Source organism: Deinococcus humi (assembly GCF_014201875.1).
GTDB classification, from domain to species: Bacteria; Deinococcota; Deinococci; order Deinococcales; family Deinococcaceae; genus Deinococcus; species Deinococcus humi.
Genome location: NZ_JACHFL010000011.1, coordinates 1 through 12,009 on the forward strand (window position 1 = coordinate 1; position 12,009 = coordinate 12,009).

The following is a 12,009-nucleotide window of genomic DNA, read 5'->3' on the forward strand; positions in this document are numbered from 1 at the left end:
CGGCATTCGAGCCTGGGATACTTGACGCCCCTGGAAGCCGAGTGCCAGGCTACAGCTGCTTAACCTTAGCGACTCGAAACCGAGTCAACCCCACCGCTTATTGACCGCGCTCTGGATGATAGACGTCTGCTACTCGTCGTCGACGGCCTAGACGAGTATGTGCGTTCGGACTACGGTGAGCTCGCGCTCGACCGGTTGCGAGTATTCGTGCAGCAACGTGGCGTGCCAGTGCTACTCTCCAGCCGTCCGGACGGCTACAAGCTGTTCAAGGCTAAGCTGAGTGGTTGGGCAGACGGCCATATTGCCGATCTTTCCGAATTGCAACAACGCCGCCTGGCTACCACCTGGTTTGCACACCAGTTGCGAAATGCGAACGAAGACTTGGCTGATGAAGTGGTGTCGCAACGGACCATGGCCGAGGTAGAGACCTTCTTCGAGGATCTGCACGACTCGCCAGACCTTGCACAACTGGCAGCCGTACCGCTCCTGCTGTGCCTGCTCATTGCCCTACGCCGCGCTGAGGTCGCCTTGCCACGCAGTCGATTCCGGGTGTACGAGGAAGTGGTTAAGCACCTCCTAGAGGCGCATCCCCGGCGGCGGCGGCGAGCGGCAGCAATGGCAGACGACGACAACACTCTTTCATCCACTGATATGCGACAAGCCTTTGAGCGCCTTGCTTATGAAATGCACTGTGCGTATCCCGAGGGTATGATCCCCATTGAAACCGCCAGCGAGGTCGTCGCTGCGTATTTGCAGGATGGTGAAGTGGGCGTGGGCCTTGAGAGGATTGAAGCCCGCAGGGTTGGGGCACGCCTCGTGGACGTCGGGGAGACCAACACAGGCTTGCTGGTAGGGCGCTCTCCGCGCGAGGCAGGTTTTTTCCACCGGTCGCTGCAGGAGTTCCTGGCGGCGGGGTATCTCTCACGCATCAATGATCAGTTGGAAGTTGTCCAGACGCGCCGCCTCGACCCTCAATGGCGTGAGGTCTTGCTGGGCGCGCTGCACTTCACACGACGTACGCAGGATGCAAGGGAATTCATTAATAGGCTGCGCGCTCCAGGGGGCACCGTTGCGCAACGGCAACATTTGGCTCAACTGTTGGCAGAGGCAGCGTTCGGGGAATTTCCGGTTCCACCTGCAGTCGCGCAGGAGATTGCTCGAGATACCCTAACGGCCATTGAGCATGAGACATGGGCGCCGCAGCGCGAGCGGCTTCTGAGTCATTCACTCGATGGTCTGCAATCTGCCAAGGTGCGCGATCTGGTGCACGAGCGGCTTCGCCGGTGGTTCCCCGAGCGTCTGCGCCACCCTGCAGCCGTACTTGAGGCCATGGGTACATGGCCAATTGAGGACGAAACTGTTTCACTTCTCCTCCGCGGGTTGCATGCAGAAGATGCCTCCAGACGGATCAGTGCTGCCAAAGCACTCGCCGCTCTGGGCTGCCAGCAACCTACGCTGTTCAATGAACTTGCCCGCGTCGCTATGCAGGCGCAGTCGCTTGACGCCCAGGCAGGTGCTGTTTACGCACTCGTCCGGGGATGGCCCGAGGCCCTCGACCTTTCAGAGATGCTTGACTATCACGCTACCTCACCTGACCCAGATCAACGCCTTATTGCCTACGCTGGCTTAGCTAAGCAGGGGCGACTCGGTGACGAACAGCTGGAGGAGGTTCTACACTTTCGCAGTTATCGAAGCGAAATTTCTTACTTCCTTCGCCATCTGGTAGTTGAAGTATTGGTCCAGGGATGGCCAGGCGATCTGCGAGTAAGAGACGCTTGTCTGTCTGGCCTTTCTCAGGCGGGGATGGACAAGGATTTGAATTGGCAGGTGCTGTTCCAGGGTTTCGCTTCCGATCTTCGAGTGCAGGACGCCGTCAGTGAAGAAATCCGGGAGAAGGAGAGTCCGTTCTTAAGTCTGCACGATGCGTGGCCGCAATTGCTGCGCCGTTTTCGTGACGTCCCTGCTCTGGTACGGGCTATCGAAGTACGTCTGAAACGCGGCGATCTGACAGACCATGACCTTCACTTCGCTTCCCTGATCGGCCAAACTGCCTTCTCCAAAACAAAACTACTTGAGAATCTCAACGACGATTACCGACACTGGCCGGCCGAGGCTCTTCTTGAGGGTTGGGGCATGGATGACCCTGAGATAGCCCCCCGGCTTCTGGAACTTGCCACTGGACCGGACGATGTGGCTGCCAGTATCGCGTTCCTCATTCCCGATATCCTGCGCGATCCAGCCACAGCACGTCAACGGCTGATAGCCTTGCTGCGCGACCCAAAGTGTGCACGGCCCGATTTCGTGTTGAATGGACTTTACAAAGTAGGTGTGGGTGAAGATGGCCAGTCCATTCTCGATGCCGCCTTGATCTACCTCGACAGGTCGTCTAACGGAGCCGATTACGTATTCCGTCTATTTCCTCAAGAAACGCGTGTGCTGAGGTATGCCGAGCAATTGTTGGAGAAGGGAGCGGGATGGGCGGCAGGTGCCATTGCTCATTACTTAGGTCACGAAGAATCCATTCGTCGGGCGCTGCGAGACCAGTCTATGCCACTTGACCCCGGCTTACGTTTCGCCATCGCTTCTAAGCTGCGGCAGCGCCTGGGAGACCCTGAGGAAGTGCTGAGCTTACTGGAGGCACACCACGAAGAAAGCGACGTAGAGACGCGTGTGCAGTGCTCCATTAGTTTGGCCCATCGTGCCCGGACGGAAGGGCGCCAACTCGCGCCGACTATTGAGTACTTCATGCAGGAGATGCATGCGCATCGCGTGTCCCTCAGAGTTGCCATGCGAACGGGCATTGCTGGACTGCTAACTCTCAGAGCAATTGATGCACTCACCGTCGAAGTTCATGGCCGCAGAATTTTAGATTGGATCCCATTGTTGCTTGATAACTATGAAACGCCTGGAAATTTTGTGGCCACGGTCGCGCGGCACTGGGAAGACGTCCGAGACGTCGTGAGGCCAGCTCTCACTGAGGGTCGGGAAGGGGGCTTTGCTCGTGAAGTAGGCCTTGAAGCATTAGCAGCATATGCCGATGGGTCTTCGCTGGCCGGGCAAGACCTTCTAGAGGTTATAGAGCGTGATCGGACAATCAGGCATTCACCAGCCGTATTGCGCTTCCTGGGACGCGTACTTCCCGGAAGCGGGCTCTTGTTGGAAGCATGCCTGGATGTGCTCCGCGAGGAAAATCCCCGCCGAGACACCTCTCTTGCGGCAGCTCAGCTGCTGGGCAAATATTTTGGAGGGAACATCTCTGTGCTGGAACGGCTCACCACAGCCACCGGCAGCGTGCCCCCTCAAGAGGACGTCCTAATGGCCATTGTTGAAGGTTGGCCGGAGAGTCCTGTCGTCAAGGAAGCCTATGACTGGTACACATTGAACAGAGAGAGCCTGTCCTACTCTCTCTATTTCCGTCTGGCGGGCCTGCATTCTACTCCAGAGCAACTAATTACGGCGCTGAACGCTACGTTCAAGAGCTGTGCAGCTGCACCTGCGATTGCCTCTCAAAGCATTGTGCCTCCGTTGGTCCGACGTTTGCGACAGGACCCGGCGTTTGGCACGGCGTTGGCCACATGGTTGACGACCGATCGCAATCCGTCAGCCATTGCCACTATCCCGCGGCTCTTAGCACGCGCCGGAGTACTTTCCGATGAGCTTAGAGAATGGTGCGCCACAGAAATCGAACGGCTGAGTGGAGAGAACACCACCGCGCCGATAGGAACCGACTTAATTGCAGGTCGCGTGCGGCCTGTACTGCATAGCCTTCTGGATGCCATTTGAACAGCGGCAATTACACTCCTAACATTATGTGATTTCGCTTTCTGGCTGACGTTAAGAGAGCGATGAAGTGCAAAGCGTATGTTTCCCGCGCTCGACAAGGCGGGCGAATGTCGAATTGCGGATAAGGAGGCATCGTCTTACCACGCTCCATCTCCGTCGGGTGAGCATCTTCACGGCGCAGGTCTGAAGCATGCCCAACTGCATGTACCAGAGGCAGTTGGCTATACACGAGAAAGTCCGCTTCAGGATCTACTTCCAACCTTTCGGTAATACACGTCATCCAGCCAGCCGCACTCCCGAAGCTGATGCATACGCCAAGCGCCAGGCCGCGTCAGGTGCAGTTCCGCTTTGGGGATGAGGGTACGTTGCAGCGCCTCGGCAAGTTGCGCGTAGGCTGGGCAGCCCCAGAATTCCGCATTAGTGGCCTGCTACAGCACGCGGTAGTAATGCCGTTCCCATCCGGTGTCATCAAGCAGCTGCACTAGGCGGGCGGCGCCTTCTTTGAATCGTTTCCCAGCGGTACTTTGGATGTGTGGTGGCAATCCGGCTGAGGCTCTACACTAGCTCCTGCGGTGTCTGCACCTACTGGCGAGATCCATGGAGCTGCCCATGTGTCTTCTCCACAGTTCCGTCTCCCTCCGCTTGCACCTTAGACGGCTCCTTCCGTTTCAGGAGTATGGACAACAGCAGACTGGGTGGTTGGGAGGATCCAGCGTTGCAGCTGGATGGCCCGAAGAATAGGAATCGCTGGCTGCGCCGTAAGCATGGCCAAACCCAACAGCAGCATCTCGGTAAGAAACTGTGCGAGAGCGTAGATCAGCCGTGTGTCGGCAGTAACTGGCGTTGGTGCCTGCATAGAGAGGCCCACATACAGGGCCAGAGCAAGGAGGACGACACTTGACGCCAAGAAGAGAGTCATAACTCCTCGGGCGAAAAGGCTTACGCCGCGTTTGAGGTGACCTTTATCGGTGAATTTCAGGTGGGGGAGAGCCTTTTTAATGGCCTGCCAACCGAACCGGTGCGCGCAACGCTGCTGCAACTTGATGAGTTCCTGGCGACGGGCTGGCAGGGTCACGATGCCGGTAGCTTCTTGGAACACCAGCATGCCTCGTTGTTCTTCGAGGACGCGTTTGAGATCGGGGTCTGGTTCAGAATGAATCTGCTCATCCAGGATTTTGACGCGGTTGCGTCGGCGCGCTTCAAAGGGTGTGGTCCAACTGCTCGAGTCGGAGAACAGGCGAAGGCCGACATTCCACGCGCCGTACACCAGGAGGGGAATGAGGATAAGCCGACCAGTAATCCCTATTTCTTTAAGTGCATCCATGATTTCCAAAAGGTGTCCTCCCTGAGGCAGATCTCTCTTTTTTGATTACGTAATAGAGATCGAAGAGTTTCCTCGCGCGTGTTTGGATAAAGGAAAGCCGCAGTATCTGACGCTTCAGCGAAGGTGAGGCCAGAAGGGTTGTGACAAGTTTTTGGCGTTAAGGATGCCGAGACGCATTCCTCGCCCACGGTTTCGCGCTGGCGAGAGCCACTGACCTCGGGGTTTAGGATCAGCAGACTCCGGAACTTGTCGGAGTCGGACTCGTTGATGTGGTGCCTGCAGAAGTGCAAGCGGTTATTGACAAATCGGGAGCCACCAATTTTGCTCCGCTTTTACAACACATCACGGAGATCGCCTATTCAACGATGTATGGAACGACGACGAACGCGTCGAAACGCTTTCGACTTGCCGAGCTCGCAATTGCCCGGGCGAATCAGATCCCCTGCCTTGAATTTCTCTAGGTTTCTGGAGAGCCAATTCGATCAAGAATGGGGATGAGCGAAGCCTGTCTCCCCTAATGTACTGGCCGCCTGGCTGTCGCTGCGCTGAATTGGCGAAGTGACGTCAATGATAGATGGAGTTGATCTTTCAACGCTGTCCATCAGCGTGTGCAGGTGTTCACTCTCCTCCACCGTAATCGGCACCAATCCGAGGCGTTAACCCCAGCCAGGGGCTGTTGGAGAGTTTGGTGGCTGGTGCTAAACAGTTGGGTTCCTCTGCAATGGCGAGGCTAGCTCAGGTTTGAATTGTCCGGGACGAGCTTCTTTTATCTAATCACTTTGACTGGCGTTAATAGACATGGACCATCCACTCCCCTATTTTTCCCATGCCTTCGCTCTGGCACAAGCTTGGAAAGGAGGATGGTAAGGATGGAGAGTGCGACTTTCTCTGCCCTATAATGTCAGTTAGAGAACGTACCATTGTTCAAAGCCCTATTCGCGCGGCTGGCCCTGAGCGAGTGGACCAGCTTTGTCACAAACAAGCTCCGCATTCTGTTCTGGCCTTAGTTGGTACTGCAGGCGATCGACGCGGGGCTACCATACATCCTGGGTGGCGGGAGCACCCGCCGAGCACCAGGCAGAGCTGCTGGAACTGCCCCGTTGGCGGAGCCACGCACCGCGAACTCAGGGACCGGCTGGCGACGCTGCGAGACCGGCCCACGCGCACGGCCCTCAACGAACGCGAGGTGGCCCAGCTGGGGCGCATGCTGGGTAGGGTGACGTGGCTGCAACGGCTGAACGACCAGGAACAGGCCGAGATCAACAAGTGGATGGGGCGGAGGCCCGAGGCGCTGAAAAAGGCGGTGGACCAGGGGTAACTATTCAGTAAAATGAGCCCATCTATCGAGCAAGACGTAAAGCCATTTAGGAGATACGGTGAAAAAAATTATACTGGCTACATTCTTAATCCTTGCTAATCCTGCCCATTCTATTAATCTAGACTCTAGTAACATAGATTGTGGAACATTTAAAGTTGATAACACATTAAATAGAGTGATAATGACTTGGAAAACATATGCAAGTTTCCCGAATAATCCCCAGTTGAAACTCGTCCAGGGTCTTATGCCAGATGATTACCTTGTCAAATGTCCTGGGATTTCTGTCTCTATCAAAAACGGAATTTGGAATATCTCTTTTGATAATAGAAAAGAGATGCAGAAAGTATTTCCAAAATTCTATATCGCCTTTGATTATGGCTATCAGTATCCTGAAACCAAGCAGGGCATTAGCGTGGGCAGTCTAGATTTCTCTTACGATGGGGTAGTGAAGTTGGACCAGAAGGTAGTGCTACCTGACGAAGCAGTGAACTCAATGATCTCGTCACAGGTGTCTGGTTATAAAGTCAACAATGGTCCTCTTACTCCAGTTCTCTACAATGGAAAGTACTTGGGCCTGGATTTGGACCTGAATGGAATTGTCGAGATATGGACTAAACAATGGAGTAGTACAGATCTTATTAATTACCAAAAAATCGATTTTAGCAAAAACACGTATGAAAATCGCATTGTCAGGGAATTTCCCGCCAATTAAGAAGCAGCGCTTATTGCGCTCAATCGCTCCCGCTGGGCAATCGGTCACAGCGGCGTGTTCCCTTCGGCCCTAGCATCCCGCCATGGACCTCCCCCGGCCCCTGCCGCTTCTGGTGGTGCCCGCCGACTGGGAGGCGGTACCGGAGGACGTCACAGACCTGCGCCGCTGCCTGTGCGAGAACTACGGTGGCCGGCTGGTGTTGAAGATGGAGAGCGCGCCCCCTGCGCTCCCCGCTGGCCCACTACTGCGGGCTGTGGGACCGATCCGAGCTGCGCCTCGCCCGACGTGACCTGGCCCCGCGCATCAAGGCCGCCTTCTTCAATCTGGCGTGGCTGGAGCTGGAGGGTGTGGGCTGATATGCGGACACGCTGATGACCGCTTCGGCCCTCCGGCCTGGGGAACGTTGAGCGAGCTGTTCGGGCCACTGGGCTGGGAGCCGGAGCACAGCCGCGACGAGGTGCGTCCGACAGACCAGCTCCGCTTCGTGCGACGCGCCGTTGGAGGCTTCGAGGCCACCTATGGACGGTGGGGTCTGGTGCCTGCGCGCATGTCACTGGAGGAGGCCAAACGGTACGCGACGTTCAATGCCCGGGTGGAGAGCCTGAAGGACAAGCCGATGTTCCGAGCCGCTTTCCAGACCCAGCGCTGCGTGATCCCGCTGGCGGGCTTCTGGGAGTGGCCAGTTCGTGCGGGGGTCAAGTCCAGGGTCAGGATCGCCCGGAAGGACGACAAGCCGTTGCTGGTGGCTGGATTATGAAACCGGACCATGACGCCGGACAGTCCGCTGGAAAGTTGCACGATCGTGACCCGGCCACCGACACTGGATCTGGTGGAGGTGCATAACCGGATGCCGGCCCTGCTCAGCAATGATCTCGACGTGTGGCTGGATGCGCCGCCTCAGGCCCGTGCGGCTGCCCTGAGCAGCCGGCAACCGGCATGCTGGCCGTTGCCCCCATGTGAGGGCCTTTCCTACCCCCTCAGGGGAGTTGGCGAAAGAACTCAGCCGCGTGAAGTGCATTCATTGGTTCTCCACTGCCTCCGGTTCCTCTGTCGGCAGCCACCGAAGCTTCTTAAGAGTTTTTTTAAGCCCAGCGAATAAGAAATAGGGATGTTCTTCGATGAAAGCCACCCAGTCAGGTGCCAAGCCTGGGTGGGTGGTGGCCGTGAAATGGAGGAGGATTGACAAGAAAAACGGAGTTCTATGTGACGCATCGTAAATCTGATCGTTGGTCCGAGCGGCGGTTAGAACCCGCCGCAGATCATTTTCGGAAAGGAACTCTCGCGATGCCACGATAACCTCCAGAAAGTGCACTCCCGCCTTAAAGGTATCGACGGTTTCCAGACGCTCTATCGCGAGCAAGGCCAGATCCTGTTGCGGATGGGCCAGCATAATGGGCTGCAATTCATCGGCAGGCAGAGCCGCTAGGCTGGTCCGGGCAGTGCCATGAAGCGTTGGTATCCGCAAAGCAGTCAACAGCGACTCAGCCTGGTTGGCCGAGGCCTGTTGGAGGAATGTCGTTAATCTGAGCTGCTCGTGTTCAGGAAGCAGGTTCCACAAATCGGCATCCAGATCAAGCAGCTGGAGTGCCGAAGGCAGCACAGTGTCGTCTGCGTTAGACACGCGCCTGGGCCACGCTTCGGTCATTGCCGCCCGATACACGTCAAAGCGCCTGGCTTTGACCGCCATCAAGATGTGAAGTGCCCGCTCGCGGGGCACGTCCGGGGTGGGTGCCAGCGCTTGCTGCAGGTATAGATTTACAATCTGACGGACCAGGACATCTTTGCCACGGTCGATGTACTTCGGGCCGAGGTAGGCGGCCACCTGATCACCCTGCGCTGGAAAGGCTTGCCCCTGTACCTCAGCCTTGAGGCGAGCTAGCGCACTGCGCCCTTGGACAGGCGGGTGGGCAAAGAGCGCTCGTGTGGCGGCGACCAGGTGCGCCCGAATCTGTTCGGGCGAGGGATCATACAGGGAGCCGTCAGGCGTCAATGCCGGATGCGCACACCGGTGACGGTCCTGCCGGAGCCGCTCCAATTCATCGGCCTCGATGGGGGTTAGAAACTCATATGTGTCGCGGGCGAGTTTTAGCACCTCTGTTTCAAAGGTTTGAAGACTTCGGAGGTCATTTGCCTGAATCCAGGTCTCGAGTTGCGCAATTTCCGCGCTCGCCTGGCTGTCACCGCTGGCCGCCAGCTCCCGAATCTTCCCGATGATGTCAGAGTTAACGGCCACCCATAAGCTGAGTACGGCAGCCCGCAGCGCTCCTGCACGCAATGCCCGCACGCTCTCATCCACGTATCTCCGGATATCAGGAGCACGGACTTGTAGGATCAGATCGTCGGGATCATGCAGCATGCTCATGCGCTCAGTTTAGGGAGCACGTTGAAAGAACGGGCCGCACTTTGAGCCAACGTACCTTGCAGTAGTCAGCGATCTGGCGATTGAGGAAGCGGCCGCCCCGAAGTTAGACACTTGATCATGAGCCGCCCCTTGCCTTCCTCACGCGTTCCTGCATCAAGCCCGCCTGGTAGCTGCGCAGGAAGCCCTTGTCTTCCTTGAAGGCACACCGTTTGCACCGGGTCACCACGTCCTCGGCCTGCAGGCTGACGTACCGTTCGTGCTGGTCCAGCGCGATCAGCGCCGCCCGCTTCAGGATGACCTGGCGGCACTCGCCCAGGATCTGTTCGTTCCAAGCGTGGAGGCGCTGGGTGTGCGCCCAGCGGTACTTGCTCTCCAGATGCGACAGCCAGCGCGCCTCGCTGTCGAACTTCTGATACTGAATCACGACAGGCTGCTCAAAGACACGCCCGCACCGTCTCCCGTACGAGTGGTAATGGCAGGCCCAGGAGCCGTCCTTGCGCTGTTTGACGTTGATGCTGCCACACCTGGGACAGCTGTTCCGTGGCGTCGACGGCTGGGCGGGTGCCGTGGATGGATCGAAGGCGGGGGGCAGTAACGGGTAGGGAAAGCGTTCAAGCAGATCCGTGGTGGTCAGCAGCTCGCGCTTGATTTGCTCGCACGTTTCCGAGAAGAGGTCCGGATGCCAGGTGTGCTGCAACACCATCGGCCCTTCCGTGCTGCCACAGTGCCCACAGGATGTCTCGATGAGCACCGCGCGTCGTTTCCTTCTGCCACGGCGTACTGCCGTGAATCCGGTCCAGCACGACCTCCCAGGTGATGCGGTCTGCCAGCAGGCCTGCACGCAGTTCCGCGATGTAGTCGAAGCTACCCATGGTCCACTGTCCCCCTCAACTCAGTGGGGAGGGTCACCGCTGGTGTTCTGGGCAAGGCTCGATGAGGTCCACGTCCAGCCAGTACTCGGTGGCGTCCCAATCTGTGGGGTTCAGCTCCTCAGACCATGCGGCCCAGGCGGCCACTCTGGCTTCCTCGTGGCAGCCCAGGTAGTCGGCGAGGGTCGTGCGCTCCTCAGCACTGGGCCGGTCATCTGACTCGCCCTGATCGGCTGCATACATGCGGGCAAGCTGATCGGCAATCTCGGCAGGAGTGAGGTCAGCGGGGCGCATGGGCCAAGGATAGTAGGAGGGTGAGCCATCTTTTCAACAACAGACAAGCCTCTCCACCCTGACATCTCGCTACGACACTCTGGGCACACCTCAAACCCGAACGAATCAAATCGTCTCCAGTGCTCCTGACACCATTGATCTCGTAGCCTAGCTGAGACCTAGTGCGTTGCGATTGAAATGTGCACGCTTAGTCAGAAAGACAAGGTTAGGCTGTGCCAGAACTCAAAGGCTCCTTCACTCCTCCGGGACATGAACTTTGATCAAGACCGTTATGCTGGCACCACGGTCAATCCGCTTAACCCTAGCCCCGGAGGCATCATGAGTACGGCCAACCATGTTCTCGCATTAATCAAGAGCCACCTCTCTGGAGACGACGAACAGTTTCTGTCCGTCGCGCTTCAGGTCGCGGCTCGTGAGGCGAGAGCTGGCCATGCCAATGTTGCTCAAGAGTTGCGGAAATTGATCGATCAAGCTCGGGCCCAAGATGGCCTCCCCAGGCCCGAGACGCCATCGCCGATCGCCTTTCGTCCCACTCCACCCAAGGGCGAATTGGCCTCACTGCTTTCAGTGTCTCATCCCCGCCAGCGCCTCAAAGACCTGGTGGTCGAGGACTCTGCAGAACGTCGTTTGGCCCGTATCGTTCATGAATACGCCCAGCAGGATCAATTGCGGTCTCATGGTCTCTCTCCGCGCCGCAAGATCCTGATGATCGGGCCTCCAGGGAGTGGAAAGACCATGACCGCACATGCGCTGGCGGGAGAACTTGGCTTGCCCTTGATGACTCTGCTACTGGAAGGGGTCATTACAAAGTTCATGGGGGAGACCGCCTCTAAACTGCGCACCGTTTTCGAGGCGATGGCCACCATGCGCGGGGTGTACTTTTTTGACGAGTTCGACGCCATTGGAGCAAGACGGAGTGCGGGCAACGATGTCGGTGAGATTCGCCGCGTTCTCAACTCATTTCTGCAACTGCTAGAGAAGGACGAGTCCACCAGTCTGATCATGGCGGCCACCAACCATCCTGAATTGCTCGACCCCGCATTGTTCCGCCGCTTCGATGATGTTCTGGAATATGGCTTGCCGGACGAAGCGGTGATCGCTCGCATCCTCAAGGTGCGACTTGCACGCTTCTCGCCCCCTCGTTTTGCCTGGAGCCCGGCGATTCAAGCAGCTGCAGGCCTTAGCCACGCAGAGATCACACGTGCCGCTGACGAAGCGGCCAAGAGTGCGGTGCTCAGCAACCGGCCTAAAATTTCGTCGAAAGATCTGCTAGAGGCAATCGCGGAGCGCAAGCTGGCACAACAGTGAGCGGCGGGGTCGTTAGAATGCCCCTGAAACCGCATGCCA

General features: G+C 57.5%; 8 protein-coding genes and 1 pseudogene. 5 read left to right on the forward strand and 4 right to left on the reverse strand.

Going from position 1 to position 12,009, the window contains the following annotated elements; genetic code table 11:
* Positions 1-159 precede the first annotated feature (159 nt).
* Positions 160-3,783, forward strand: coding sequence for an NACHT domain-containing protein (locus HNQ08_RS17510; protein ID WP_184134996.1), 3,624 nt, complete (start codon positions 160-162; stop codon positions 3,781-3,783).
* A gap of 649 nt (positions 3,784-4,432) precedes the next feature.
* Here HNQ08_RS17510 and HNQ08_RS17515 read toward each other — a convergent pair.
* Complete coding sequence (locus tag HNQ08_RS17515; RefSeq protein ID WP_184134998.1) at positions 4,433-5,116, reverse strand: hypothetical protein; 684 nt, start codon at positions 5,114-5,116, stop codon at positions 4,433-4,435.
* Positions 5,117-6,483: 1,367 nt separating this feature from the next.
* Between HNQ08_RS17515 and HNQ08_RS17520 the strand changes: the two genes are divergently transcribed.
* The 3 genes and pseudogenes from HNQ08_RS17520 to HNQ08_RS27515 all read left to right on the forward strand — a co-directional run bounded on the left by HNQ08_RS17520 (position 6,484) and on the right by HNQ08_RS27515 (position 8,236).
* Positions 6,484-7,137: a hypothetical protein gene (locus HNQ08_RS17520; protein ID WP_184135000.1), complete on the forward strand. Its 654-nt coding sequence runs from the start codon at positions 6,484-6,486 to the stop codon at positions 7,135-7,137.
* Positions 7,138-7,219: 82 nt separating this feature from the next.
* Positions 7,220-7,426: a hypothetical protein gene (locus HNQ08_RS17525; RefSeq protein ID WP_184135002.1), complete on the forward strand. Its 207-nt coding sequence runs from the start codon at positions 7,220-7,222 to the stop codon at positions 7,424-7,426.
* A gap of 168 nt (positions 7,427-7,594) precedes the next feature.
* Positions 7,595-8,236 (forward strand): annotated as a pseudogene (locus tag HNQ08_RS27515) (SOS response-associated peptidase).
* Here HNQ08_RS27515 and HNQ08_RS17540 read toward each other — a convergent pair.
* The 3 genes from HNQ08_RS17540 to HNQ08_RS17550 form a co-directional block, all read right to left on the reverse strand.
* Positions 8,156-9,499: a hypothetical protein gene (locus tag HNQ08_RS17540; protein WP_184135011.1), complete on the reverse strand. Its 1,344-nt coding sequence runs from the start codon at positions 9,497-9,499 to the stop codon at positions 8,156-8,158. The pseudogene HNQ08_RS27515 and the gene HNQ08_RS17540 sit on opposite strands and share 81 nt — an antisense overlap.
* A 115-nt stretch (positions 9,500-9,614) precedes the next feature.
* A complete protein-coding gene (locus tag HNQ08_RS17545; protein ID WP_184135013.1) occupies positions 9,615-10,199 on the reverse strand; it encodes a hypothetical protein in 585 nt (194 codons plus the stop codon).
* 205 nt (positions 10,200-10,404) lie between these two features.
* Positions 10,405-10,662, reverse strand: coding sequence for a hypothetical protein (locus tag HNQ08_RS17550; RefSeq protein ID WP_184135016.1), 258 nt, complete (start codon positions 10,660-10,662; stop codon positions 10,405-10,407).
* A 249-nt stretch (positions 10,663-10,911) separates the two neighbouring features.
* Here HNQ08_RS17550 and HNQ08_RS17555 point away from each other — a divergent pair, with 249 nt between their 5' ends.
* Positions 10,912-11,970 (forward strand): AAA family ATPase, encoded by a 1,059-nt coding sequence (locus HNQ08_RS17555; protein ID WP_221284275.1) that lies wholly within the window; start codon positions 10,912-10,914, stop codon positions 11,968-11,970.
* Positions 11,971-12,009: the final 39 nt, after the last annotated feature.

Excerpts from the sequence above, each read along its gene's own strand:
- HNQ08_RS17525 (WP_184135002.1), top strand. The coding sequence starts at position 7,220 with ATGGACCTCCCCCGGCCCCTGCCGCTTCTGGTGGTGCCCGCCGACTGG.
- HNQ08_RS17540 (WP_184135011.1), bottom strand. The coding sequence starts at position 9,499 with ATGAGCATGCTGCATGATCCCGACGATCTGATCCTACAAGTCCGTGCT.
- HNQ08_RS17550 (WP_184135016.1), bottom strand. The coding sequence starts at position 10,662 with ATGCGCCCCGCTGACCTCACTCCTGCCGAGATTGCCGATCAGCTTGCC.
- HNQ08_RS17555 (WP_221284275.1), top strand. The coding sequence starts at position 10,912 with ATGAACTTTGATCAAGACCGTTATGCTGGCACCACGGTCAATCCGCTT.